The 25,062-nt window shown below is 70.6% G+C and carries 27 protein-coding genes; 9 read left to right on the forward strand and 18 right to left on the reverse strand.

Annotation, left to right across the window (positions count from 1 at the left end; translation table 11 throughout):
* Positions 1-45 precede the first annotated feature (45 nt).
* Entirely contained in the window at positions 46-954 is a 909-nt protein-coding gene (locus ETD85_RS02910) for an EamA family transporter (protein WP_138688007.1), read from the forward strand.
* Here ETD85_RS02910 and hemL read toward each other — a convergent pair.
* From hemL to ETD85_RS02945, 7 genes are all read right to left on the reverse strand, one after another.
* Positions 893-2,185, reverse strand: a complete 1,293-nt coding sequence (hemL, locus tag ETD85_RS02915; RefSeq protein WP_138688008.1) for a glutamate-1-semialdehyde 2,1-aminomutase — start codon at positions 2,183-2,185, stop codon at positions 893-895. The genes ETD85_RS02910 and hemL overlap by 62 nt on opposite strands.
* Before the next feature lie 58 nt (positions 2,186-2,243).
* Positions 2,244-2,873, reverse strand: a complete 630-nt coding sequence (locus ETD85_RS02920) for a bifunctional DNA primase/polymerase (RefSeq protein ID WP_138688009.1) — start codon at positions 2,871-2,873, stop codon at positions 2,244-2,246.
* Positions 2,874-3,043: 170 nt separating this feature from the next.
* Entirely contained in the window at positions 3,044-4,027 is a 984-nt protein-coding gene (hemB, locus tag ETD85_RS02925; RefSeq protein WP_138688010.1) for a porphobilinogen synthase, read from the reverse strand.
* The gene (locus ETD85_RS02930; RefSeq protein WP_138688011.1) at positions 4,024-5,577 is read right to left on the reverse strand and encodes a bifunctional uroporphyrinogen-III C-methyltransferase/uroporphyrinogen-III synthase; all 1,554 of its coding nucleotides are present in this window, start codon (positions 5,575-5,577) and stop codon (positions 4,024-4,026) included. Before ETD85_RS02930 ends, hemB begins: the two co-directional genes overlap by 4 nt.
* Positions 5,574-6,488, reverse strand: coding sequence for a hydroxymethylbilane synthase (gene hemC / locus ETD85_RS02935; RefSeq protein WP_138688012.1), 915 nt, complete (start codon positions 6,486-6,488; stop codon positions 5,574-5,576). Before hemC ends, ETD85_RS02930 begins: the two co-directional genes overlap by 4 nt.
* Positions 6,485-7,741, reverse strand: coding sequence for a glutamyl-tRNA reductase (locus ETD85_RS02940; RefSeq protein ID WP_138688013.1), 1,257 nt, complete (start codon positions 7,739-7,741; stop codon positions 6,485-6,487). The genes hemC and ETD85_RS02940 overlap by 4 nt, the downstream gene beginning before the upstream one ends.
* Positions 7,738-8,415 carry a redox-sensing transcriptional repressor Rex gene (locus ETD85_RS02945; protein ID WP_138688014.1) on the reverse strand — a complete coding sequence of 226 codons (678 nt, stop codon included), beginning with the start codon at positions 8,413-8,415 and terminating at the stop codon, positions 7,738-7,740. Before ETD85_RS02945 ends, ETD85_RS02940 begins: the two co-directional genes overlap by 4 nt.
* A gap of 115 nt (positions 8,416-8,530) precedes the next feature.
* Between ETD85_RS02945 and ETD85_RS02950 the strand changes: the two genes are divergently transcribed.
* A complete protein-coding gene (locus tag ETD85_RS02950; protein WP_138688015.1) occupies positions 8,531-8,767 on the forward strand; it encodes a glutaredoxin family protein in 237 nt (78 codons plus the stop codon).
* A gap of 13 nt (positions 8,768-8,780) precedes the next feature.
* On the opposite strand, the gene ETD85_RS02955 is transcribed toward ETD85_RS02950, so the two are convergent.
* Complete coding sequence (locus tag ETD85_RS02955) at positions 8,781-10,265, reverse strand: antibiotic biosynthesis monooxygenase (RefSeq protein WP_138688016.1); 1,485 nt, start codon at positions 10,263-10,265, stop codon at positions 8,781-8,783.
* Positions 10,266-10,491: 226 nt separating this feature from the next.
* On the opposite strand from ETD85_RS02955, the gene ETD85_RS02960 reads away from it, so the two are divergent.
* From ETD85_RS02960 to ETD85_RS02970, 3 genes are read left to right on the forward strand one after another with little or no spacing between them, the layout of a single operon-like run.
* A complete protein-coding gene (locus tag ETD85_RS02960) occupies positions 10,492-11,142 on the forward strand; it encodes a sigma-70 family RNA polymerase sigma factor (RefSeq protein ID WP_138688017.1) in 651 nt (216 codons plus the stop codon).
* 59 nt (positions 11,143-11,201) lie between these two features.
* A complete protein-coding gene (locus ETD85_RS02965) occupies positions 11,202-11,849 on the forward strand; it encodes a DUF5667 domain-containing protein (RefSeq protein WP_138688018.1) in 648 nt (215 codons plus the stop codon).
* A gap of 30 nt (positions 11,850-11,879) precedes the next feature.
* The gene (locus tag ETD85_RS02970) at positions 11,880-12,752 is read left to right on the forward strand and encodes an HAD family hydrolase (RefSeq protein WP_206058051.1); all 873 of its coding nucleotides are present in this window, start codon (positions 11,880-11,882) and stop codon (positions 12,750-12,752) included.
* A 115-nt stretch (positions 12,753-12,867) separates the two neighbouring features.
* Here the strand turns inward: ETD85_RS02970 and ETD85_RS02975 are convergent, their stop codons facing one another.
* The 9 genes from ETD85_RS02975 to ETD85_RS03015 form a co-directional block, all read right to left on the reverse strand.
* Entirely contained in the window at positions 12,868-13,887 is a 1,020-nt protein-coding gene (locus ETD85_RS02975; protein WP_138688020.1) for an LCP family protein, read from the reverse strand.
* Positions 13,888-13,889: 2 nt separating this feature from the next.
* Positions 13,890-14,468, reverse strand: a complete 579-nt coding sequence (locus ETD85_RS02980; RefSeq protein ID WP_138688021.1) for an RNA polymerase sigma factor — start codon at positions 14,466-14,468, stop codon at positions 13,890-13,892.
* 70 nt (positions 14,469-14,538) lie between these two features.
* Complete coding sequence (locus ETD85_RS02985) at positions 14,539-15,333, reverse strand: SDR family NAD(P)-dependent oxidoreductase (protein ID WP_138688022.1); 795 nt, start codon at positions 15,331-15,333, stop codon at positions 14,539-14,541.
* Positions 15,334-15,402: 69 nt separating this feature from the next.
* Positions 15,403-16,302, reverse strand: a complete 900-nt coding sequence (locus ETD85_RS02990) for a lysophospholipid acyltransferase family protein (protein ID WP_379507139.1) — start codon at positions 16,300-16,302, stop codon at positions 15,403-15,405.
* A complete protein-coding gene (locus tag ETD85_RS02995) occupies positions 16,299-17,294 on the reverse strand; it encodes an NAD-dependent epimerase/dehydratase family protein (RefSeq protein WP_138688023.1) in 996 nt (331 codons plus the stop codon). The genes ETD85_RS02990 and ETD85_RS02995 overlap by 4 nt, the downstream gene beginning before the upstream one ends.
* Positions 17,295-17,316: 22 nt before the next feature.
* Positions 17,317-17,415: a 30S ribosomal protein bS22 gene (locus tag ETD85_RS03000; protein ID WP_018654693.1), complete on the reverse strand. Its 99-nt coding sequence runs from the start codon at positions 17,413-17,415 to the stop codon at positions 17,317-17,319.
* 173 nt (positions 17,416-17,588) lie between these two features.
* The gene (locus tag ETD85_RS03005) at positions 17,589-17,792 is read right to left on the reverse strand and encodes a helix-turn-helix domain-containing protein (RefSeq protein ID WP_026214222.1); all 204 of its coding nucleotides are present in this window, start codon (positions 17,790-17,792) and stop codon (positions 17,589-17,591) included.
* Between the two features lie 312 nt (positions 17,793-18,104).
* A complete protein-coding gene (locus ETD85_RS03010; RefSeq protein ID WP_138688024.1) occupies positions 18,105-18,887 on the reverse strand; it encodes a phosphatase in 783 nt (260 codons plus the stop codon).
* Between the two features lie 14 nt (positions 18,888-18,901).
* Entirely contained in the window at positions 18,902-20,065 is a 1,164-nt protein-coding gene (locus ETD85_RS03015) for an acetoin utilization protein AcuC (RefSeq protein WP_138688025.1), read from the reverse strand.
* Positions 20,066-20,193: 128 nt separating this feature from the next.
* Here ETD85_RS03015 and ETD85_RS03020 point away from each other — a divergent pair, with 128 nt between their 5' ends.
* The 4 genes from ETD85_RS03020 (at position 20,194) to ETD85_RS03035 (ending at position 23,695) form a co-directional block, all read left to right on the forward strand.
* Positions 20,194-21,321 carry a sensor histidine kinase gene (locus tag ETD85_RS03020; RefSeq protein ID WP_138688026.1) on the forward strand — a complete coding sequence of 376 codons (1,128 nt, stop codon included), beginning with the start codon at positions 20,194-20,196 and terminating at the stop codon, positions 21,319-21,321.
* Positions 21,318-21,986, forward strand: a complete 669-nt coding sequence (locus tag ETD85_RS03025; RefSeq protein ID WP_138688027.1) for a response regulator — start codon at positions 21,318-21,320, stop codon at positions 21,984-21,986. The genes ETD85_RS03020 and ETD85_RS03025 overlap by 4 nt, the downstream gene beginning before the upstream one ends.
* Before the next feature lie 81 nt (positions 21,987-22,067).
* The gene (locus ETD85_RS03030) at positions 22,068-22,958 is read left to right on the forward strand and encodes an ABC transporter ATP-binding protein (RefSeq protein WP_138688028.1); all 891 of its coding nucleotides are present in this window, start codon (positions 22,068-22,070) and stop codon (positions 22,956-22,958) included.
* Entirely contained in the window at positions 22,955-23,695 is a 741-nt protein-coding gene (locus tag ETD85_RS03035) for an ABC transporter permease (protein ID WP_138688029.1), read from the forward strand. Before ETD85_RS03030 ends, ETD85_RS03035 begins: the two co-directional genes overlap by 4 nt.
* Positions 23,696-23,750: 55 nt before the next feature.
* Here the strand turns inward: ETD85_RS03035 and ETD85_RS03040 are convergent, their stop codons facing one another.
* Positions 23,751-24,935 carry an ABC transporter permease gene (locus tag ETD85_RS03040; protein WP_138688030.1) on the reverse strand — a complete coding sequence of 395 codons (1,185 nt, stop codon included), beginning with the start codon at positions 24,933-24,935 and terminating at the stop codon, positions 23,751-23,753.
* Positions 24,936-25,062 lie beyond the last annotated feature (127 nt).

Consider the following 25,062-nt stretch of genomic DNA (forward strand, 5'->3'; position numbering starts at 1 on the left):
CAGGCTCGCGAGCAGCGGATCCGCTACCAGAAGCCCGCTCGCTGAGTGAGCCCCCGCCATCTCGCCCTCGCCGTCGGCCTCGCGGCCGTCTGGGGCTTCAACTTCGTGGTCATGCAGGTCGGCCTGCGGCACTTCCCGCCACTGCTGTACGCGGGAGTCAGGTTCAGCATGGCGGCGTTCCCCGCCCTGCTGTTCGTCGGGCGGCCCGGAGTCCGGTGGCGCTGGGTCGCCGGGGTGGCGGCCACCATCGGCGTCGGCCAGTTCGGCCTGCTGCTCGTGGGCATGCGAGCCGGCATGCCGGCCGGGCTGACCTCTCTCGTCCTGCAGACGCAGGCGCTGTTCACGGTGTTGTTCGCGGTGACGCTGCTCAAGGAGCGGCTCACCGCCCGTCGCGTCCTCGGTCTGGCCGTCGCCTTCTGCGGCCTCACTCTGGTCGCGCTCGACTTCGGGGTGTCGGGACCGCTCGGCGCCTTCGCACTCTGCGTGGCCGCGGCGGCCGCCTGGGGGCTGGGCAACGTGGTCCAGCGCCGGGCCGCGCCGCCCGACTCGCTGCGCTTCATGGTGTGGGTGAGCGCCTTCTCCGCGCCCCCTCTCCTGCTGATGTCCTTCCTGCTGGAGGGCACGCCGGTGCTGAGCTCGCCGCTGGAGGGCTGGCTGTCGCTGCTCTACGTGGCCTTCATCTCCACGCTGGGCGGGTTCGGCGTCTGGGGCTGGCTGCTGCGCCGCTACGACGCCTCGACCGTGGCGCCGTACACGCTGCTCGTGCCGGTCTTCGGCATGTCGTCGGCGGCGCTGGTGACCGGCGAAGCGCTCTCCTGGCTGGAGGTGCTCGCGGCGGCGCTCATCGTCTGCGGCGTCCTGTACGCCGGCTCCAGGCCCCGCCGCGGCCCGCTCACCCCAGGGCGGCCGCGGCCGCCTTCGCGGCTGCCGGGAGCGCTTCAGCGACGCGGCTGAGCGCCTCGTCGTCGTGCGCGGCCGACAGGAACCACGCTTCGTACGCCGACGGCGGCAGATAGACGCCCTGGTCGAGCATCGCGTGGAAGAACGCGGTGAACACGGCGGTGTTCTGGGTCTTGGCCTCGGCGAAGTTCGTCACCTCCGCGTCGGTGAAGAAGATCGAGAACAGGCTGCCCGCCCGCTGCAGCCGGTGCGGCACCCCGGCGGCGCTGAGCGCCTCGGACGCGCCCCGGCCCACCGCCAGCGAGGCCGCGTCCACCCGGGCGTAGGCGTCGTCGTCCAGGGCGCGCAGCGTGGCCAGCCCGGCCGCGCACGCCAGCGGGTTACCCGACAGGGTGCCCGCCTGGTAGACCGGGCCCTCGGGGGCGAGAAAGGCCATGACGTCGGCCCGGCCGCCGAAGGCCGCCGTGGGCAGGCCGCCGCCCATGACCTTGCCGAAGGTCATCAGATCGGCCTCGACCGGGTCCAGGCCGTACCAGCCGGACGGGGAGACGCGGAAGCCGGTCAGCACCTCGTCGACGATGAGCAGCGCGCCGTTGGCCGTGCACAGCTCGCGCAGGCGCGCGTTGAAGCCGTCGCGGGGCGGGACGACGCCCATGTTCGACGGGCACGCCTCGGTGATCACGCACGCCACGTCGGCGGCGGCGAAGGCCTCTTCGACGGCTTCGACGGAGTTGTAGGGCAGCACGATCGTGTCCGCGGCCGACGCCCCCGTCACGCCCGGCGTGTCGGGCAGCCCGAACGTCACGACCCCGGACCCGGCCGAGGCCAGCAGCGCGTCGACGTGGCCGTGGTAGCACCCGGCGAACTTGATCACCTTCGACCGCCCGGTGAAGCCGCGCGCCAGGCGCACCGCGCTCATCGTGGCCTCGGTGCCGGAGCTGACCAGGCGCACCTTCTCGACGGGCGCCACCCTGGCCACGATCTCCTCGGCCAGCTCGACCTCGCCGGGGGTGGCCGTGCCGAAGGAGAACCCGTGGGCCACCGCGCCGGAGACGGCCTCGACGACCGCGGGGTGGCGGTGCCCGAGGATCATCGGCCCCCAGGAGCACACGAGATCGACGTAGCGGTTGCCGTCGGCGTCGGTGATGTAGGGCCCCTGACCGGAGACCATGAAGCGCGGCGTGCCGCCCACCGCGCCGAACGCGCGCACCGGAGAGTTGACGCCTCCGGGCACGACCTGACGGGCGCGGGCGAACAGGTCCTCGGAGTTCTGTGTACGGCTCACCCGATCCAGGTTAGCCGGGCCGGGGACCGCTCCCCGGATCGGGCACGAGGAGGGTGAGTCAGTCGGCGAGCCATTCCAGGATGCGCAGCGGGTCGGGCAGCGGGCGGCCGTCCGGCGGCCGGAGCCAGGAGACGGGCTGGCCCGTCGGAAGGGACGAGGGCGGCGCGAGGACATAGCTGTCGCGGCAGTGCCACCGCAGCCCCGGCGTGTCGTCGATGGTCGCGGGATCGCAGTCGAGCTGGCACGTCCACCACTCGTCCTCGTCCTCCGGGTTGCCGCGCGTGGCCACATAGAACAGGACCCGGTCGCCGTTGGCGGCGACCGGGCCTGGGTGCGCTTGCGCGGCGTCGATCCGGGTGAGTGCGGACAGCCCGGCGGCGAGCGGTACGTCGAAGACGTCGAACACGCGTCCGGTGGGCAGGATCACGTTGGCCTCGGGCTCGGCCTGCCACCAGCGCGTGAGCAGGGCGGCGTCCGTCGTGGCCTGCATGTGCCAGGCGGGGGACAGCGGATGGGCGCCGGGGTCGGGACAGCCGACCCGGTCGCAGGAGCACGCGCGCGGCCCCTGGAGCAGCGGGTAGGCCCCAGGCACGACGGGCCACCCCAGGCCGGCGTATTCGAGCACGGAGCCGATTCGTGTCGGCCGCGACCGCTTTCTGGTACGCCGAACCAGTGGTACCCCCACCATGGTGTCTCCCGTCGAGTCCAAGTGCCTGAGGAGATCCCGGCCTCGGGCCGTGGGGCGGGCCGCGTTCAGCGGCTCACCGCGGAGTCTGCGCTACGCACCCGCGGGACACACCAGCACTTGTTATCGCACTCTAACGCACAGGCCACAGGAGTTGACGGGAAACCCCTTGGTTAGAGCCGTCGCGCCACTTCCGTGGCCCAGTACGTCAGGATCAGGTCCGCCCCGGCCCGCTTGATCGCGACCAGCGACTCGGTGATCATCCGCTCCCTGTCCACCCAGCCGTTGGCGGCGGCGGCCTCGATCATCGCGTACTCGCCGCTCACCTGGTAGGCGGCCACCGGCACGTCCACCTCGGCGCGGAAGCTCGCGATGATGTCGAGGTAGGCCAGCGCGGGCTTGACCATGACCGCGTCGGCGCCTTCCGCCAGGTCCAGCCGGACCTCGCGCAGCGCCTCCTCCAGCGGCCCCGCGGGGTCCTGCTGATGGGTGCTGCGGTCGCCGAACTGCGGCGCGCACTCGGCGGCCTCGCGGAAGGGCCCGTAGAAGGCGGAGGCGTATTTGGCGGTGTAGGCCAGGATCGGCACGTTGCCGTGACCGGCACCGTCGAGGGCCGCGCGGATCGCGCCCACCTGGCCGTCCATCATCCCGCTCGGCGCCACCATCTGCGACCCGGCCTCGACCTGGGCCAGCGCGATCGACGCGTAGCGCTCCAGCGTGGCGTCGTTGTCCACGTCACCGGACGGCGTCAGGATCCCGCAGTGCCCGTTGTCGGTGAACTCGTCGAGGCAGGTGTCGGCCATCACCACGATGGAGTCGCCGACCTCGGCGTTCACGTCGCGCAGCGCCACCTGGAGTATCCCGTGGGGATCGTCGGCCGCCGAGCCGCGGGCGTCCTTGACCTCGGGGATGCCGAACAGGATCAGCCCGCCCACGCCGGCCTCCGCCGCCTCGTGGGCGGCCTTGCGCAGCGAGTCGCGGGTGTGCTGGACCACCCCAGGCATGGAGGCCACCGGCTGCGGCTCGGTGATGCCTTCCTTGACGAACATGGGCAGGATCAGGTCCGCGGGGTGCAGCCTGGTGCCCGCCATCATCCGCCGCAGGGCGGGACCTCGGCGCAGCCGCCGGGGGCGGGCGACCGGATATTGCGCGCTCATTTGCCTCTCCTTCTGGCGCCCCGGCGGTTCTGTGAGGGCCGGCGCGGGGAGTCGCCCGCGGCCAGGGCCGCCTGGCGCTGCTTGGCTCCGAACTCGGCCACCGCCGCGGCCAGGGCGGATGCGGATGGCTTGTCGGCCATGACGTCGACCCGGAGCCCGAACTCCTCGGCCGTCTTGGCCGTCTGCGGCCCGATGACCGCGATCACGGTGACGTTGTGTGGCTTGCCCGCGATGCCCACCAGGTTGCGCACGGTGGAGGAGGAGGTGAAGAGCACGGCGTCGAAGCCGCCGCCCTTGATCGCCTCGCGGATCGGCGCGGGTGGCGGCGCGGCCCGCACGGTGCGGTACGCGGTGACGTCGTCGCACTCCCAGCCCAGCTCGGTGAGCCCGGCCACCAGCGTGTCGGTGGAGATGTCGGCCCGCGGCAGCAGGACCCGGTTGATCGGGTCGAGCATCGAGTCGTAGGGCGGCCACTCGGCCACGAGCCCCTCGGATGACTGCTCGCCGGAAGGCAGCAGGTCCGGCTTGACGCCGAACTCGACCAGGGCCCGCGCGGTCGCGTCGCCCACGGCGGCCACCTTGAGCCCGGCGAAGGCGCGGGCGTCCAGGCCGTATTCCTCGAACTTCTCGCGGACGGCCTTGACCGCGTTCGCGCTGGTGAAGGCCACCCACTCGTAGCGGCCGGTGACCAGGCCCTTGATCGCCCGGTCCATCTGCTGCGGCGTGCGCGGCGGCTCGACCGAGATGGTCGGCACCTCCTCGGGCACCGCGCCGTACGCGACGAGCTGGTCGGACAGGCTGCGGGACTGCTCCTTGGTACGCGGCACCAGCACCCGCCAGCCGAACAGCGGCTTGGTCTCGAACCACGACAGCTTGTCGCGCAGCCCCACGGCCTCGCCGACGACGATCAGCGCGGGCTCGGTGAACCCGGCGTGCTTGAGGTCGGCCTGGAGCCGGCCGAGCGTGGACACGACGGTGTACTGCTCGGTGGTGGTGCCGCCGCTGCTGACCGCGACGGGCGTGGTGTCGGGCTTGCCGCCGGCGATGAGCGCCTTGCCGATCGACACGGCGTCGCCGATGCCGTTGTAGACGACCAGCGTGCCAGGACAGGCCGCGTGGGAGGCCCAGTCCTGCTCCTGCGCGGCGTCGACGATCCTGAACTCGGGCACCGCCGTCGCCGGCGGGATGCCCGCGTAGGCGAGCACGGCGGTCGCGGGCGGCACGCCGGGCGTGATCTCGAAGTCCACCTCCGCCGCGGCGCAGGCCGCGACCTCCTCGGTGATCGAGGAGAACAGCATGGGGTCGCCCTCGCACAGGCGCACCACGAGCTGCCCCCGCTTGGCGCGCTTGACCGCGCCGGCGAAGCCGTCGTCGACGATCTCGACGCCTTCGCGGCAGTGGTGCAGCAGCGGGCCGTGGGTTTCTTCGTCGAGCACCACCGCGTCGGCCTTGCCGAGCAGCTCGGCGGCGCGGAGTGTGAGCAGGTTGGGATCGCCGGGACCCGCGCCTACGAACGCGACGAAACCGGAGGTCGGGCTATCGGAGCTCAATGGGAATGCTCCCCCATCAATCTGTCGGCCCCTTCGGCGATCATCTCGGCCGCTAGGAGACGGCCCAGGTTAAGTGCCTCCGAAGGAGAGCCGGCGGCGGACTTGCGGACCGCCTCGCGGCCGTCGAGCGCGACGACCACAGCGGTCAGGTTCAGAGTGTGCCCGTCATCGGCCGCGAAAGCACCCACCGGAGCGGAGCACCCCGCTTCCAGAGCGGACAGTACGGCGCGCTCGGCGGTCACCGCGGAGCGCGTGCGAGGATCGTCGAGCACGCCCAGGAACTCGACCAGGTCAGCGCGGTCGGCGCGGCACTCCACGGCGAGCGCGCCCTGGCCCGGGGCGGGCAGCAGCTCCTCGACCTCGAAGATCTGCGCGATCTCGGCGCTGCGGCCGATCCTGGTCAGGCCGGCCGAGGCGAGCACGACCGCGTCGAGCTCACCCGAGGTGACCTTGCCTATGCGCGTGTCGGCGTTGCCGCGGATCGGGACGTATTCGAGGTCGGGCCGCAGCGCGCTGAGCATGGCGACCCTGCGCGGCGACCCGGTGCCGACCCTGGCGCCCGGCGCCAGGTCGGCGAACTTGTGCGAGCCGACCAGCGCGTCGCGGTGGTCGTGCCGGGCGGGGATGGCGGCCAGGGTGAAGCGCGGGTCCTGCTTGGTCGGCAGGTCCTTCAGCGAGTGGACGGCGAAGTCGACCTCGTCGTCCATGAGCTTGTCGCGCAGCGCGCTGACGAACACGCCCGTGCCGCCGAGCTGTGCGAGCTGCGCCTTGGTCACGTCACCGAACGTCGTGACGCCGACCAGCTCGATCGCCCGCCCGGTGCGCTGGGTGTAGGAATCGGCCACCATTCCCGACTGCGTGGTCGCCATCAGGCTGCGGCGGGTCCCCAGCCGCAGAGTCCCGGACGTCACAGCTCCACCTCCCTCACGGCCTCGGGCATCTTCGGATCCAGATTGAACAGCTCACGCAGCGCTTCCGCATAATGATCGCCTCCTGGGCAGGTGGCGAGCTGCTTGACACGCACAGTTGGCTCGTGAAGCAGTTTGTCAACGACCCGTTGCACGGTCATGGCCACCTCGTCCCTCGCCCGCTCGTCGAGGTCGGGCATCCGCATCAGCAGGCGGCCCAGCTCCGACTCGACCACGCTCGCCGCCTTGCTGCGCAGCGCCACCACGGTCGGTGTGACCTTGGCGGCCCGTTCGGCGTCGAGATAGGCGCGCAGCTCCTCGGCGACCAGCGCGCGCACGGACGGGACCGCGTCGCCCTCGTGCGAGCCGATGCCGGACTCCTGGATCGTCTCCAGGTCGACCAGCGTCACCCCGGGCACCGATCGGACGGCGGGGTCGATGTCGTGCGGCAACGCCAGGTCGAGAAGGAACGCGCCGCGCGTCAGCATACCCGGAGTGACGACGTGGTTGCCCGCGCCTGTGCAGGTGATGACGATGTCGGCGGCGCTCAGCTCTTCGGCCACCGCGGCGAACTCCACCGCCCGGCCGCCGACGGACTCGGCCAGCCGGGCGCCGCGCTCGTAGGTGCGGTTGGCCACGACGATGTCGGTGACGCCCGCGCGGGCCAGCGTGACGGCGGCCAGCGAGCTCATGGAGCCCGCGCCCACCACCAGGGCCCGCCGCCCGGCCAGGTCGCCCGCCAGGGCGAGGCCGGCGCTCACGAGGGAGGCGCCCGCCTTGTCGATGCCGGTGTCGTGGTGGGCCCGCTTGCCGACCCGCAGCGCCTGCTGGACCAGGTCGTTGAGCGTGGCGCCGACGGTGCCCTGGCGCTGCGCCAGCTTGAGCGCCTGGCGGACCTGCCCGAGGATCTGGCCCTCGCCGACCACCATGGAGTCGAGGCCGCACACCAGCGAGAAGAGGTGCTCGACGGCCCGCTCCTCGTAGTGCACGTAGAGGTGCGGCGTGAGCTCCTCGGCGGGGACGCCGGAGTGGACGCCCAGCAGGCCGCTGATGGCGGTGACGGCGGCGTGGAAGCGGTCGACCGTGACGTAGACCTCGACCCTGTTGCAGGTCGAGACCACTATGGCCTCCGCGACCGAATCGTCCATCTGCACGTCGTGCAGCAGCTTGACGAGCTCGTCGCCCGAGACGGAGACCCGCTCCAGAAGAGCCACCGGAGCGGTCCGGTGGCTGAGTCCGATAGCCAGAACACTCATTGACTGTCCACCGCCATGAGTGGCCCCCCAGCTTTGCGTTGCTCGTGGAACGCGAGAATCTGCAGTTCGATTGATAGGTCGACTTTACGGACATCAACGCTGTCGGGCACGGAAAGCACGACAGGGGCGAAGTTCAGGATGCTGGTCACGCCCACGGCAATCACGCGATCGCACACTTCCTGCGCCGCTGCCGCCGGTGTCGCCAGAACCACGATCGAGACTCCACGCCGTTTGATCACGGCTTCCAGTTCGTCGATGTGCTCAACATTCAACCCCGCTATGGTGTCGCCCACGACTTCGGGGTCGGCGTCGAGGAGCGCCGCGACCCGGAATCCTCTGGAGACGAAACCGCCGTAGTTGGCCAGCGCGCGCCCGAGGTTACCGACTCCGACGATCGCCACCGCCCAGTCTTGCGTCAGACCCAGCTCGCGGGAGATCTGGTAGACGAGGTACTCGACGTCATAGCCTACGCCGCGAGTGCCGTACGAGCCGAGGTGCGACAGATCCTTGCGCAGCTTGGCGGAGTTGACCCCGGCCGCCACCGCCAGATCTTCCGAACTGACGGTCGCGATGCCCCGCTCGGCCATCCCGTGCAGCGCCCGGAGGTACAGCGGAAGCCTGGCGACCGTCGCCTCGGGTATACCGCGGTCACGGGGCTGGGACGGGCTCTTCACGTGCCGGTGCTCCAGGGAACGGGCGGCTTGGGGACCGCGTGACGGGAATCGAACCGTCTTTCAGGTTAATCCCTTTGTGAACCGATGCACAAAGTCGCGGGGGTACGGTGGCCCTATGCATCGCATCACCCTGCTCGGCAAGCCCGGCTGTCACTTGTGTGAGGACGCGCGCGAGGTCATCGCCAAGGTCGCGGGCGAGCTGGGCGTGCCGTGGGAGGAGGTCAGCATCGACTCCTCGGCGGAGCTCAAGGAGAAATACTGGGAGATGATCCCGGTCACGCTGATCGACGGTGTCCAGCATGATTTCTGGCGGGTCGACGAGAGCCGCCTGCGGGCCGCGCTGAGCGACTAGAGCGCCCGGGGGATCAGAACATCGCGGTGGGGAGCGGCACCACCTTCGCGGCGTTGACGGTGAGCTCGATCACGTTGGTCGCGAGCACCATCGTCTGCCGCTCGTTGACGAACCGCTCGACGTGCGGCTGGCGCTGGTGGTCGCGGTAGGCCACCTCGTCGCGGTAGAGCTCGTAGACGATGCGCTGCAGGGGCGCCGACTTGACGGCGTGGCAGGCGTACACGAGCGTGTCGGGCTCGCCCCTGCGCACGGCCTCGACGGTCGCCTCGGCCAGCCGGTCGAACGCGTCGCCCGCGCCGTCCATGATCGTGAAGACGGTCAGCATGCCGTAGACGGTCGGGGAGATCTTGCTGGAGCCGGGCTGCTGCTGCGCGGGGGTGAACAGCTCGGCGCCCGGATAGACGGCCCCGGTCGCCGGCATGGCGTAGTCGGCCCGCGGCGGCTCGGGCCGCTGGAAGTCGGGTCGCTGGGGCGGGGCGCCGTTCATGATGTAGCCGGTCGCCGGGCCGGTGTCAGGCGGCGGCGCCATCCGGGCGGCGTAGTCGATCTCCTGGTCGCCCGCGCGGTATTCGGCCACCAGATCGCCCAGCCCCGGCGTCCTGCGCGGCGCGCCCGGCGTGAGGTCGGCTGCCGGGAGAGGCTCGGGCATGCCCCGGTGGGCGGGAATGGGCTGGGGACCGGACGGCGGGGCGGACTGGGGCTTCTCGTCGCGGTACATGGGGCGCTCCTCGCGATGCTGCGCCCGCTCGTCGCGGCGCTGAGAGCGCTCGTCCCGGCGGGACGGCCGCTCCCCATGGTCGGAGTCGAAGTCGTCCTCGTCATCGTCCTCGTACGGCGCCAGCGGCCGCAGGACGGTATACCAGATCGCCGCTCCCGCCACGGCGAGCAGCGCGGTGGTGAACAGCGGCGGCACCGCGAACCGCATCGCGCCCACGAGCGCGAGCCCCGACGGGACGACCACCACGGCGGCGTGCAGGTTGTCGGTGTCGTATTCGTCGCCGTTACGCCACTTGAGCGCGGCCACCACCAGCATGGCGAGCATGATCAGGGCAGCCGCGGCGTGCACGCCGATCAGCAGGTACGACGGGAAGATCTGCCAGTAGGCCGATCCCGCGGGCAGCGCCTTGCCCATCTCGTTCGACTTGGGCGGGTCGAAGATCATGATGGTGCCGGCCACGATGGTCAGCGCGATGCCGAACAGCCACGCCAGGAACCTCGGCGGCGCCTTCTCGGCCAGCAGCTGGACCAGGCCGACGGCCAGCCACAGCGGCGCCAGCATCGCCCCCGTCACCTGATAGGCCTTGAACGTGACGACCCCGAACCCCATGAGGTAGCCGATGCCGATCACGCCCAGCGACAGGCAGAGCGCCACGGCTGCAACGATCCAGGCGACCAACCAGCCCTCAGGCTCCTCGCGAAGTCGTCTGATCAGGGCACCTGCCGCGAGAGCGGCCAGGAGCGCACCGGCAAGGGCTATGACAGCAACGAGGATCTCCATGGTGACTCCAATGCTGCCGGACGATGCCTCTCGGCCGGTAGCCGAAGAGGAGAACGAGTCGATCCTCGGTGGCGCGTCCAGCGGTGCACCGCAGGTGGCGGGGTGTGCGCCTATACGGTATCCGCCGATTACGCCTAGTCATGCCTTCAAGCTGTGGATTGTGGAATTTCCGGTTGATTTCTAGAGTGTTCGAGCACGCCGCACCCCTTACCCCTAGGGATACCGGATGCCTGACTCGTCACCGTTCGCCGGGCTGCTTGCTCCAGCGGTCGCTGGACCTGCCCGGAAGGGCGAGCTTGCCGTGCTCGAAGACGTGCCCGACGACGTCCGTGACGACGTCCGCACGCTGGTGCTGCATGCCAAGAACGGGTGCTCGGAATCCTTTGGCACGCTCTATGACCGATACGTGGACCTGGTCTACCGCTATATCTATTTCCGGGTGGGCTCCCATCAGCTCGCCGAGGACCTCACCAGCGAGACCTTCCTGCGGGCGCTGCGCAGGATCGCCGACTTCACCTGGCAGGGCCGGGATTTCGGCGCTTGGCTCGTGACGATCGCGCGAAATCTGGTGACCGACCACTTCAAGTCGGGGCGCTACCGGCTGGAGATCCCGACCGGCGAGGTGATCGACGTCCCGCTCGACGGCTCCCACATTCCGGAGAACGCCGTGGTCACGGCCATCATCAACGACCGTGTCCTACGTGCCGTACGAGATCTCAATCCCGAACAACAGGAATGTGTCGTCCTGCGTTTCCTGCACGGCCTCTCGCTCGCGGAAACCGCGCTGATCATGGGGAAGAAGAGTGGAGCGATCAAAGCGCTGCAGTTCCGGGCCGTTCGCGCGCTGGCCAGGGCGCTCAAGCACGACCTGGCGTAACCTCCCCCATCCGCCCCTCGTTAGGCAGGTGTCACGGAAGGAACAGTCCGGGAGCAGGCATGGGTAGCGCGCGCAAGGAGCGGGAGCTCGTGCTCGAACATCTCGCCGAGCTGCGCCGCCTGCCGCTCGGCGGCGGCCCCGAGCCCGCCTTCCGCGAGCGGCTGCGCGCCGAGCTCCTCACCGCCACCCTCACCGAGGAGGCGGTGGAGCCGGCCCCTGCGCCCGCGCCCAGCCGGCACCGCCGCAGTCCGCGCAGGCGGCCGCTGCTGTCGCAGCTGGCCACGTTCGGGCTGGCGGCGGGAATGATGGTCTCGGCCTTCGCCACCTACCAGTCGGTGCCCGGCGACTCGCTCTACCCGCTCAAGCGCGCCGCGGAGAGCACGCTGGTCCGGCTCAGCCCCGGCGACGCCGAACGCGGTGAGCGCGAGCTGGGCTCGGCCAAGACCCGCGCGAAGGAGGTCGCCAGCCTGCTGGGCTCCTCCGAGGACGGCCCGCTGGTCAGCAAGACGCTGAAGGACATGGAGGAGTCCACCCGCGCCGGCATCAGCCGGCTGGAGCGGGCCGAGCCGCGCTCGCCGAAGATCAAGAAATTCGCGCGGGACCAGAAGGAGGCCGTGGAGCCCATGCTCCAGGAGCTCAACGACGATCAACTGGCTCAGGCCGAGGGCTACCTCGACTACATCGAAGGTCTGGTCGCACCGAAGTAGGTAAGTAAGCTGAACCCCATGTGGCGGCTAATGCGACGACGACAGGAAACGGAGCCCGAGATCGCCGGCGAGGCCGCGGCGCAGGCGGCGGTCACCATCGCTCCTGTCACGCCGGCCGAGCCGGACCCGCAGGCCGCGGCGTTCTTCGACGTCGACAACACGATGATGCGCGGCGCCTCGATCTACCACTTCGCCAGAGGGCTGGCCACCCGCGGGATGTTCACGACGTCCGACCTGTTCAAGTTCGCCGTCGGGCAGGCGGTGTTCCGGCTGCGCGGCAACGAGAACCCCGAGCACATCGCGGTGGCCAGGGAGACCGCGCTGGCGTTCGTCGCGGGAGCCAAGGTCGACGACGTCGTGCGCCTCGGCGAGGAGATCTACGACGAGGTCATGGCCGACCGCATCTGGAGCGGCACCAGGGCCCTGGCGCAGAGTCACCTCGACTCCGGCCAGCGGGTCTGGCTGATCACCGCCACGCCCGTCGAGCTGGCCAAGGTCATCGCGCAGCGGCTCGGCCTGACCGGCGCGCTCGGCACGGTCGCCGAGACCAGCAACGGCGTCTACACCGGCCGGCTGGTCGGTGACCTGCTCCACGGCCCCGCCAAGGCGGAGGCGGTGCGGGCGCTGGCCCGCAGGGAGGGGCTCGACCTGACCAGGTGCACGGCCTACAGCGACTCGGCCAACGACCTGCCGATGCTGTCGCTGGTCGGGCACGCGGTGGCCATCAACCCCGACAGCGAGCTGCGCGAGCACGCCAGGAAGCACGACTGGCCGGTCAAGGACTTCCGCACCGGGCGCAAGGCCACGCTGACCGCCCTGCCGATCGCGGCGGGCGTGGGGGCCGTGGCTGGCGGCGTGGCGGCGGGCATCGCGCTGCGCAAGCACTACCGCCGCCACTCCTGACCCCGCGGGCGCGGCCCCGCGCCCGAGTAAGCCCCGGGCGCGGGCGGTGAAGCTTGCGGGCGGTGAAGCTTGCGGGCGGTGAAGCTTGCGGGCGCGGCCGGTGAAGGGCCCGCGCCTATTTCAGCGAGTCGAACAACCGGCTCGCCGCCGGCTCCTTCCACACGAGCCTGTTGGGGTCCGATGGCGACGGCCCGTTCGGCACCGACACGAAGCTGATCTTGGTCTCCGACAGCCCCGTGGCCAGCTCGTACATCGACTCCAGGGTCAGATCCGTCTTCACCGACTTGCGCATCTCGCCGAGGAAGGACTCCAGCCTGCCCGGGTCGGCGATCGTCTTCCGCGCCTTCTTCAGCATCGCCAGCACGAGCTTCTGCTGCCGTTTGATCCGCTCGAGGTCGCTGCCGTCGCCGACGTGGCGCAGGCGGGCGTACCCGAGCGCGGCCTCACCGTTGAGCGTGCTCTTGCCCGCGGGCAGCTTCAGCTTCGCCGCCTTGTCGTCCACGGCCGCCGGCAGCGTGACCTCCACGCCCCCGAGCGCGTCGACCATGCCCTTGAACCCGCTGAAGTCCACTTCGACCGTGTGATGGATGCGCAGCCCCGTCAGCGTCTCCAGCGCGGTCTGCAGGCAGGCGGCGCCACCGTCGTGGTAGGTCGAGTTGATCATGTTCGTCTGGCCCGGGGTGGCGGAGCAGGCCGGCATCTTCACCATCGAGTCGCGCGGAACGCTGACCGCGGTGGCCTTCCTCCGGTCGGCGGGCACGTGCACGATCATGATCGTGTCTGACCGCCCGCCCACGCCGGTCCGCGCCTCGTAGGCCCCGTACTTGGCGTTCCCCTCGCCCTGGCGGGTGTCCGAGCCGATCACCAGCACGTTCCTGGTGCCGCTCATGTCCACGGCCTGGCTCCCGGCGGACGGGGCCGCCTGGTGGCCGTTGCTGATCAGCACGGTGGGCACGGCGACGGCGGCGGCCGTGGCGGCGGCGACGAGCCCCGCCGTCCACCAGCCCGTCCACCGGCTCCGCAGCCGGTGGGGCGGGCGCCCGTGCAGCATGCGGTCCCGCTGCCGGACGAGCGTCGCGGGCGGCTCGTGCTCCAGCTCCGCTCCGAGGTCTCGGAGCAGCTTCAGATCGTCCATCGTCACTCCTCCTCCATGGGATTGGTGCCGCCGAACGCGGCCCGGATCTTCCGCCTGCCCCTGTTGAGGCGGGAGCGCACGGTTCCGATCGGAATGCCGAGCGCGCGCCCGACCTCCTCGTACGTCAGATCGCCCCAGGCGATCAGCAGCAGCACGTCACGGTCCTTGGCGGGCAGCGCCGCGAGCGCGCCGGCCAGCTCGGCGCGGACGGCCTGGGCGCTCACCCCCGCCGCCACCCGGTCGGCCGGGGACTCCACGTCGGAGTCCACAGGGGCGCGCAGCAGGGCCCGGTAGCGGGCCGCCTCCCTGCGGTGGTGCCTGGAGACGAGCTTGGTGAGGATGCCGAAGAGCCACGGCCTGGCGTCCGGGTAGGACAGGTCGTAGCTCCTCCTGCGGGAGAAGGCGACCAGGAACGTCTCGCCGACGAGGTCTTCGGCGGGCTCGGGGCCCAGCCGTTTGGAGACGTACCTGTAGAGCATGGCGGAGTAGCGGTCGAACAGCTCGGCGAACGCCTCGGGCTCTGTCCACGAGGCGCTCACCAGCTCCGAGTCCGCACCCCTGGTGGCGGGTTGAGTGATCATCTCCGCCCTTCTGTGGGAGATCGGTCACGGATGTCTCTCCACAACCCGCCGAAGGGGTTCACGGCAGGGGCTACAGCTCCTTGAGGAAACCGCCGTCGATGACGAAGTCCGCGCCGGTCGTGCTGCCCGAGCGCGGGGAGGCCAGCAGCGCCACCGCGTCGGCGATCTCCTGGGGGCGTACGAGGCGGCCGGTCACCAGATTCATCATGCCAGGGGCGACCTGGTCGATGACGTCCTGCTTCGCCGCTCCCGCCATCCCGCCGATGACGTCGGCCGCGCCGCCGTCCTTGGTCCACCAGTCGGTGAGCACGGGGCCGGGCGAGATCGTGTTCACGCGTACGCCCTGCGCGCCGAACTCCTCGGAGACGGCCTTGCCGACGTGGTTCAGGGCCGACTTGGCGGCGCCGTAGTCGACGTTCATCGCGGCCGGCTGCCTGGCGGAGGTGGAGGAGACGTTGACGATCGAGCCGCCGCCCCGCTCGACCATGACGGGCACGGCCGCGCGGATCATGCGGACGACCGCGAACAGGTTGAACTCGAACATCGCCTGCCAGTCCCCGTCGTCCGGCGTCATGAAGCCGAACCGCGGCAGCGTCACCCCGGGCGGCGGGCCGCCGGCGTTGTTCACCAGCACGTCCACCCCGCCGAACTCCTCCACGGCCCGCGCCACGACGCGCGCGGGCGCCTGCGGGTCCATCAGGTCGGCGGGTACGTGCACGGCCTTGCCCGGCAGCTCGCCCGTAGGCGTACGGGAGACCGCCACGACGTGGGCGCCCTCCTCGGCCAAGGTCTGGGCGACGGCCAGCCCGATGCCCTTGGACGCGCCGGTGACGATGGCCACACGGCCGGAAAGCTGCAGATCCATGGGGTTCCCTTCGGTGTTCACAGGTGGGTCGCCTGGAGAACACCGAGCCGGCCGCGCCGGTTGCACGAGTCAGAGGAAGGGCGGGAAGGCGTGCCCTCTGCGCAGCCGCAGCTCGTTGAGCAGCTGCTGGATGACCTCGCGTACGTGGTCGGTGAGGTTGAAGACCAGCATCGGGTCGTCGGCGGCCGACGGGTCGTATTCGTCGGTCCTGATGGGCTCGCCGAACTCGATCATCCACTTGGACGGCAGCGGCACCAGCCCGAGCGGGCCGAGCAGCGGGAAGAACGGGGTGATCGGCAGATAGGGCAGCCCCAGCAGCCTGGCCAGGAACTTCAGATCCCCGATCTTGGGATAGATCTCCTCCGCGCCCACGATCGCGGTCGGCACGATCGGCACCCCGGCGCGGATGGCCGAGGCCACGAAGCCACCGCGGCCGAAGCGCTGCAGCTTGTAGCGCTCGGAGAAGGGCTTGCCGACGCCCTTGAACCCCTCGGGGAACACCCCGACGAGCTCGCCCTTGCGCAGCAGCCGGTCGGCGTCCTCGCGGCAGGCCAGCGTGTGGCCCGTCTTGCGCGACAGGTGGCTGAGCAGCGGAAGCTGGTAGACCAGGTCGGCGCCGAGCAGCCGCAGCGGGCGTCCGGCCTCGTCGTGCAGCGCCACCTGCATCATCAGGGCGTCGACCGGCAGCGTGCCCGAGTGGTTGGCGACGACCAGCGCGCCGCCCTCCTCCGGGATGTTCTTCAGCTCCAGGGTCTCGACCCTGAACCACCGGTGGTAGATCGGCCTGATCAGCTCCAGGAGCACCTTGTCGGTCAGCTCGGCGTCGTAGCCGAACTCGTCGACCTCGTAGTCGCCGGTGATCCGCCTGCGGACGAACGCCAGCAGCTTGGCCATCGGATCGGGCTCGGGGAACGACGGCGCCGCGCTGATGGGAATCACGCGGGCGTGCTCCTCGCCGGGAACGCTCAACTCAGCACACCTCCGAGCGGTTGCAGCCTGCGCGAACGCAGGAAATCGTCGAAGGCGGCCGCGGTCGTGAACTTGGGCTTCCAGCCGAGCGACGCCTCCAGCCTCGCGGTGTCGACCGCGCGGCCGTAACACATCAGCCTGACCTGCTCGGGTGAGTATTCGACCAGCCCGACCCGGCGCACGGCGTTGCCGAGCACCTTGAAGGCGGGCGAGAACAGCGGCAGCGAGAACCGCCCGGCCCGTCTGACGCACTGGGACAGCAGCAACACGCCCGCCCCGGCCACGTTGAACGTGCCGGGGTGATCTTCGGTGGCCATCCGGCGCAGCACCTCGACCGCGTCGTCCTCGTGGACGAACTGCAGCCTCGGGTCGAAGCCGAGCACGGTCGGCAGCACCGGCTGGGTGAAGTAACGCGTCAGCGGCGAATCGACGCCGGGACCCATGAAGTTGGCGAACCGCAGCAACGACACCGTCACGTCAGGACGACGGCGCGCGAAGCCCCGCACGTAGCCCTCGACCTCGACCGAGTCCTTGGCATAGCCGTGGCTTGGGCTGTCGTGCGGCTCCAGCTCTTCAGTGAACACCGCTGGATCCCTCGGCGACGAGCCGTAGACGGCGGTGGTGGAGCGCACCACCACGCGCCGCACGGTCGCCGACCGCTGGCAGGCACCGAGCAGCTGCATGGTGCCGATGACGTTGTGCTCCTTCATGGCCGCCCTGCCACCGCTCCTCGTCGGAGCGCTGACCAGGCTCATGTGCACAACGGTGTCGATGTCCGCGGCCGCGATCACCTGAGCGATGTCGGGGCTGCGCAGATCCACCCGGACGAACTCCGTCCGGCCGAGAGAGATGCCGCCATCTCGCGTCAACGAGGGGGGCGGCACGGTGTCCACTCCAATAACGCGGCTGATGTCCGGGTCCGCCGCCAGAACGCTCGCCACCCGGGCGCCTATGTGGCGCGAGACCCCGGTGACAAGCACGGTGTGGGTCATCAGCGCCTCACAGCTGCGTTGGTTACTTCTTGTTACGCCGCTGGATGCGCGTCTTCTTGAGCAGCTTGCGGTGCTTCTTCTTAGCCATCCGCTTGCGGCGCTTCTTGATGACAGAGCCCACGGGACCCCCAGGTACTGATAGCACGTCTGATCGGAGTGCGAGCGCACACCGGGTCACAGACTACCGGCGATCCACGGTAGATCGCCCCACCGGGGGGTGAGTGCCCGGTCGCGTCTGTGGCGACCGGGCCTCTCCCGCGACAGCATTCACGACATGGCTCTTATGTCGCTACTTCAACCTGCCTCGATGTAGGCCTCCCGCAGATAGTCGTGTACCGCCTGCTCAGGCACCCTGAACGACCGGCCGACTCGGATGGCCGGCAGCTCGCCAGAGTGGACGAGCCGGTACACCGTCATCTTGGACACCCTCATGACCGTCGCCACTTCCGCTACGGTCAGGAACTTCACCTCGCTGAGAGGTCTTTCGCCTGCACCCATCGGACGCCTCTTCCGCACGTGTTTCCGGGTTATCCCCACTGGTGCCATTGCTCACGCACGTGTACTGCCGTCAGCGTAAGTCGGGACTCCGAGTGCGCAAACCCCCTATTTTCTCAGTTGACGGAGCCACCTGTCAGCCGAACCAGCGAAATCGCTGGCCAGCAGCCGGGCCGAGCACCGCACTTGGACGTTGGAACTGTCCAAGTTGCCACACATAAGAGTCGCCGGAGGGCCGTCAAAAGTTGGCAAAGGGACAGCGAGCCTCTTGGAATGCAGGCGCGAAAAGACGGTATGCGGATGACCGAATCGAACTCAAAGGGCTCGTGTGACGAGTGTGACCAGTCTCTCGGTCAACGGAGCGTAATAACGCGGTAGCACGTTGTCGTCGAGAGGCACGACCACCTCAATTTTGCCTTCCGCCTCTCCGACGAAGAGCCCGGGGTCGTTGCAGTCGGCGAACGCCACCGTCTGCACACCGGCCTCTCCCGCCGCTCCCGCCCAGCCGTGGTCGGCGATCACGAGGTCCGGGAGGTCCCCGTCGAGCTCGTCGAGCATGTGGCGCATCGGGTCGGAGTCGTGGGTGTGCACGAAGCCGCCCTTGTCGTCGAGCATCGCGACGTCCTGGAGATAGCGGATCCGGCGCGGGCGACCGAAACCCGACCCCGCGTACGTCCAGCCCTCCCCCGGCGTCAGCAGCCGGGCGCCACGCTCGGCGCAGAGCCTGGCCAGCGGCAGGTGGACGGCCAGCAGCCCGGTCGGGTGCCCGGTCGCGAACAGGATGCGCGGGCTCTGCCGCGCCAGCACGGCCGCGATGCGCTCCGCCATGGCGTCGAGCGCGTCGATCGTCAGGTCGGGGTCGATGGTGTCCTGGCCCCACCGGTGGCCCGGGTCGGCGACCACCCCGGCGGACTTGACCATCAGCGCCAGGATGTCGCGGTAGGACCAGGGCTGGTCGAAGCTCAGCCCCAGCCGGTAGTAGGCGTCGCCGTTGGCCAGCGAGCTGTAGTGGTCGAGGTTGTTCTCGCGCGAGGTCGCGACGTCGCCGGCGATGCGGCTGTGGACAAGGTGCTCGCGGAGTTGATCGCGGCTCAGCACAAGCTTCTTCCTTGCTAGGGCATGGGATCGAGGCCGTGCAGGGGGAACACCGCGTGCCGGGTCGCCATGACCGCACGGTCAATGGGGTCCGCTGGGTCATAACCACCGGACAGGTCACGAAATTCCGGAATGCGGCCGTCGGTCATCGTGAGCGGGGGCGTCTCGCCCGTACGCTCCCTGACGAACCTGCGCCACCCCTCGCCCGTCGGCGTGGCCGGATCGATCGGGTGGCCCGCCAGCTCGGCGATGAGGTGCGTCCACGCTCTGGGCACCACCTGCACGAGCTCGTAGCCGCCGCCCCCGGTCGCGATCCAGCGCCCGCCGGCCGTCTCGTGGGCCAGCCGGTGCAGGGCCGCGTAGGCGGCGCGCTGGCCGTCGACGCTGAGCATCAGGTTGGCGAGCGGGTCGAGCGCGTGGCTGTCGCAGCCGTGCTGGGTCACCAGGATCTCGGGCCGGAACTCGCGCAGCAGCGGCGGCACGACCGCGTGGAAGGCCCGCAGCCAGCCGGAGTCGCCGCAACCGGCCGGGAGCGCCACGTTGACGGCCGATCCCTCCGCGCCGGTCTCCTCGGGGAAGCCGGTGCCGGGGAACAGCGTGCGCGGGCTCTCGTGCAGGCTGATCGTCAGGACGCGCGGGTCGTCGTAGAACACGGTCTGTACGCCGTCACCGTGGTGCACGTCGACGTCCACGTACGCGATCCGGCCCACCCCCTGCTCCAGCAGCCAGGCGATGGCCAGCGCGGGGTCGTTGTAGACGCAGAATCCGCTGGCCGCGGCCGGCATCGCGTGGTGCAGCCCGCCCGCGACGTTGATCGCGTGCTCGGCGGCGCCCTCCCAGACGGCCCTTGCGGCGGCCAGTGACGCGCCGGCGATGAGCGCGGAGGCGTCGTGCACGCCCTTGAACGCGGGGTTGTCGGTGGTGCCGAGCCCCGCCATGAGGTCGGGGCGGCCGTCGGCGGAGACCCGCTTCACGGCCTCGATGTAGCCGCGCTCGTGCACCAGGCGCAGCTCGTCGTCGGTGGCGGGCGCGCAGCCGGCCAGCTCGACCTTGTCGAGGACGCCGAGGTCGCGGGCGAGCGCCATGGTCAGCTCGACCCGGACGGGAGCCAGGGGATGGCTTGGGCCGAAATCATAGGAGGTGAGAGCGTCGTCCCAGATCACCCGTGCCGACCGGCTCATGCCAACCCCTCCACGTGCTGCCTCGCCTTGCGCCGACGTTACCGCAGCGCAGACAACCCGTTGTAGCCCGGGATCAACGAGCGAAAACCTGGCGAATATTCTGATATTTCGTGGCTTAGTGTTTTAGCGTGCGCCCGGCACGAGCCCCCATCCGGATCATCCGATTCTTCCAGCGGCCCAGGGTCTTCGACACGACGCTGGTGATCGTGCTCAGCGTCCCCGCCGTCATCGGCCTGGCCGCCGTGCTCCTCATGGGCCAGGCGGTCACCGCCTGGGGCGCGGCGTCGTACCTGGCGGGCATGGCGTGCCTGCTCGTCCGGCGCACCCGGCCGGTCCTCGTCATGGCACTGGTGGCGGCGATCGACGCCACGGCGCTGGCCACCGGGGTCTCGCAGAGCATCAACGTGCCCGCGGCCGTCGCGCTGTACAGCATCGGCCGCTTCACCAACGGCCGCCGTACCGTGGCCGCCACCCTCGCCGCCTTCACCGCCTACGCGACGGTGCTCGAACTGGCCAGGCCGGCCACGGGCGGCTGGGTGGTGGCGCTGTTCTCCGTGGGCGTGCCCGTGGGCCTCGGGCAGCTCGTACGCCTCAGGGCCGAGCTGAACGAGCGCGGCCGGCGCGAGATCGCCGAGGCCGCGGTCCGCGCCGAGCGGCGGCGGATCGCCAGGGAGCTGCACGACGTGGTCGCCCATCACATCACCGTGATCAACGCCCTGGTCGGCGGCGCGCGGGCGACGCTCCCGCCGGAGCTGACGGCCGGCCGCGAGGCGCTGGAGAGCGCCGAGCAGACCGCCCGCCAGGCCATGTCGGAGATGCGCCGCCTGCTGGACGTGCTCAGGGCCGACAGCGACGAGGGGCCGGACGCGGCGACGGGGGTGGGCGCCGACCGGCTGCCCGCGCTCGTGCGCGAGGCCGGGAACGCGGGGCTGCCCGCCAGCCTGACCGTGACCGGCGAGCCCGTCGAGCTACCCGCCGCCGTGGATCACGCGGTCTACCGGATCGTGCAGGAGGCGCTGACCAACACCCGCAAGCACGCGGTCAGCGCCAGGGCCAGCGTCCGCCTGGCCTACGAGCCCGCGGCCGTGGAGGTCGAGGTGGTCGACGACGGCCTGGCCAAGGACGGCGGCCCGCCGGGGTTCGGGCTCGGCGGCATGGCCGAGCGGGTCGCGCTGTGCGGCGGCCACCTGTCCACCGGTCCCCGCCCAGAAGGAGGCTTCCGCGTGCACGCCCGTCTTCCCCTGGAGCAGCCATGATCCGGATCCTGCTGGCCGACGACCACCAGCTGGTGCGCAAGGGCTTCCGGCTGATGCTCGACGCGCAACCCGACCTGGACGTGGTCGGCGAGGCGGGCGACGGCGCGCAGGCGGTGGACCTGAGCCGGCGGCTGCGGCCCGACGTGGTGCTGATGGACCTGCACATGCCGGGGCTGGACGGGGTGCGCGCGACCGAGCTGATCACCGCCGAGCTGCCGGAGGTGCGGGTGCTCGCGCTGAGCACGTTCGACCTGGACGAGAACGTGGTCGCGGCGCTGCGGGCCGGCGCCGACGGCTTCCTGCCCAAGGACGTCTCCCCCGAGGAGCTGATCGAGGGCGTACGCGTGGTGCACCGGGGCGAGTCGGCCGTCGCGCCGCGCCTGCTGACCCGGCTGATCGGCACGTTCGTCCGCACGCCTGGCCCCAAGGCGGTGCCCGCCGAACTGGCCGAGCTGACCGAGCGGGAGCGGCAGATCCTCGTGCTGATCGCCCGTGGCCGCTCGAACGCCGAGATCTCCGCCGAGCTGGCCGTCTCCCCTTCGACCGTCAAGAACCACGTCACGAGCCTGTTCGCCAAGATCGGCGTCAGGGACCGGGCCCAGGCCGTGATCGTCGCCTACGAGGCGGCGCTGATCGAGCCCGGTCTGATCCGACCTGGAGAGTAGGAGCACGGTCCTAGATCGGCTCGTACGAGACGGTCCTCGCGCAGGAAGAAACCGCGCCCGCGCGACGGCACGCTTGACCGCATGACCGCGATTCGAGCAACGAACCTGAGCAAGCGATACGGCGGCACCGTCGCGGTGTCGGATCTGTCGTTCGACGTCGAGCCCGGTCAGGTGACCGGATTCCTCGGGCCGAACGGTGCGGGCAAATCCACCACCATGCGAATGGTCCTCGGGCTCGACCGGCCCTCCGGCGGGTCGGTGCTGGTGGACGGGCAGGCGTACGAGGAGCTGCGGCACCCGCTGCGCAAGGTGGGCGCGCTGCTGGACGCCAAGGCCGTGCACGGCGGGCGCAGCGCCCGCAACCACCTGCTGGCCATCGCCCAGAGCAACGGCATCCCGGACGCCCGGGTGGGTGAGGTGCTGGAGACGGTGGGCCTGAGCGCGGTGGCCAGGCGACGGGTCGGCGGGTTCTCGCTGGGCATGGCGCAGCGGCTGGGCATCGCCGCCGCGCTGCTCGGCGATCCGGAGATCCTGATGTTCGACGAGCCCGTCAACGGGCTCGACCCGGACGGCATCCTGTGGATCCGCACGCTCATGCGCAAGCTCGCCGCGGAGGGGCGCACGGTGTTCGTCTCCAGCCACCTGATGAGCGAGATGGCCCAGACCGCCGACCATCTGATCGTGATCGGCAAGGGGCGGCTCATCGCCGACACGAGCGTGAGCGAGTTCATCGGGCGCAGCTCGCAGGGGTACGTACGAGTGCGCTCGCCCAGGCTGGCCGAGGTGGCCGAGCTGGTCAAGGTGGGCGAGCTGCACCCCGATCACCTGCGGGTGACCGCCATGGACACGCTGGAGATCGGCACGCTCACCGCGCGGGCCGGGATCCCGCTGGAGGAGCTGACGTTCGTGCAGCCCTCGCTCGAAGCGGCCTACATGGAGCTGACCAAGGACAGCCTGGAGTTCTCGTCATGACACACATCCTCAGGTCCGAATGGACCAAGATCCGCTCGGTCCGCTCCACGGTGTGGACGCTGGCCGTCACGGCGCTGCTGATGCTGGGCCTGGCCATCCTGATCTCCGTCGCGGCCAAGAGCTCGGCCGACGGGCCTATCCCCGCCGCCCAGGCCGTCGCGCTCGGCACGGCAGGGACCATGTTCGCGCAGCTGTCCATCGCCACGCTGGGCGTGCTGGTGATCTCCAGCGAGTACCGCACGGGCGGGATCCGCACCTCGCTGATGGCCGTGCCCAAGCGGATGCGCCTGCTGACCGGCAAGGTCGTGGTGTTCACCGTGACGTCGTTCGCCGTCTCCACGCTCGCCGCGGCGGCCTCGATCGCCGCCGCGCTGCTCGTCATCCAGCCGGCCGCCCTCGACCTGGCCGACGTGGTGCGGACGGTGTTCGGAACCGGCCTCTACCTCACCGCGTGCGGCCTGTTCGGGCTGGCGCTCGGCACGGCCGTCCGGCACACGCCCGGCGCGATCGTGGCGGCCATCGCGCTGATGCTGGTCCTGCCCCAGCTCGCGTCCGTGCTCCCGGGGCAGTGGGGCAAGACCGTCAACGACTACTTCACCACCAACGCCGGCATGCTGGTGGTGAACCCCCAAAGTGACAGCGCGCTCGGGCCGTGGAGCGGGTTCGGCGTCTACCTCGCCTGGGTGGCCGTCGCCATGCTCGCGGGAGCGGTGCTGATGAAGCGCCGGGACGCCTGAGCCTCACGGTGAGCGCCTGGGAGCCCGCTCTGTGGCGAAGGGCACGGCTCCCGGCTCACTCGGCGCGGAGGGCGATGACCGGGTCCAGCCGGCCCGCCCGCCGCGCCGGCGCCACGCCGAAGAACATCCCGACCGCCGCCGACACCCCGAAGGCCAGCGCGATCGACCACCAGGTGATCGACGCGGGCACCTCGGTGAGCGCCGCGATGGCCAGCGCGCCCCCGACCCCCAGCACGATCCCGACGAGCCCGCCGATCGTCGTCAGCAGCACCGCCTCGATCAGGAACTGCGCCAGGATGTCCCGCTGCCTGGCCCCGAGCGCCTTGCGCAGCCCGATCTCGCGGGTGCGCTCGCGCACGCTGACCAGCATGATGTTCGACACGCCCACGCCGCCGACCAGCAGCGAGATCCCCGCGATGGCGGCGAGCACGCCGGTGAGCATGCCCAGCACGCTGCCGATCGTGCCGAGCAGCGCGGTCTGCGTCACCGCCGAGAACTGCTCGCCCGGATAGCGGGCCCGCAGCGCCGCCGTGACCTTGTCCGACAGCGGGTCGATCTCGTCGGGTCCGGACGCGCCGACCGCGAGCCCGTTGATCCGCTCGATCCCGAACAGCCGCTGCGCCGTCGTCACCGGGATGTGGATCTCCTGGTCGCGGGACAGCCCGAACGCCTGGCCGACCGTCGCGTACACGCCCACGACCCGGAACCTCGCCCCGGACACCGTCACCTGACGCCCGATCGGGTCGAGATCGCCGAAGAGCCGGTCGGCCACCTCGGAGCCCAGGACGGCGACCCTGCGCCGGGTGTCCACGTCGGTCTCGCTCAGCGGGCGGCCCTTCTCCACGGGCCGCTCGAAGATGTTGACCAGGTTCTGGTCGGTGCCGATCACCGTGACGAACGCCTCGACCCGGCCGACGCGTACGGTCTCGCCCGACTGCAGCGAGACCGTCACCTTCGACGGATCGCCCACCACGCGCCGGACGTACGCCACGTCGGCCATGCCCAGCTTGCTCTGCGTGGGGGCCGCACCCAGGCTGATGCGGCCGGGGACGACCAGGATGATGTTCGTGCCGAGGCCGGAGATCTGCCGCTCGATCTCGTCCTTCGCCCCGGTGCCGATGGCCACCAGGATCACCACGGCCAGCACGCCGATGATGACGCCGAGCATGGTCAGCGCGCTGCGCAGCCGATTGACCCGCAACGCCTCCAGAGCCATCACCAGCGCTTCGGCTGTGTTCATGGCCTCCCTCCGGTCGGCGGGCTCGGTCGCCTCACGCCGCCGCCTTCCCCCGCTCTGGTCGCTCCGCTCCCGCCACTCCTCCAGACGACGCCACTGCTGTGCCCATGGCCTCTGCTGCGCAGAGGCG

The sequence above is a fragment of the Nonomuraea zeae genome (genome assembly GCF_005889725.1).
Taxonomy (GTDB): Bacteria; Actinomycetota; Actinomycetes; order Streptosporangiales; family Streptosporangiaceae; genus Nonomuraea; species Nonomuraea zeae.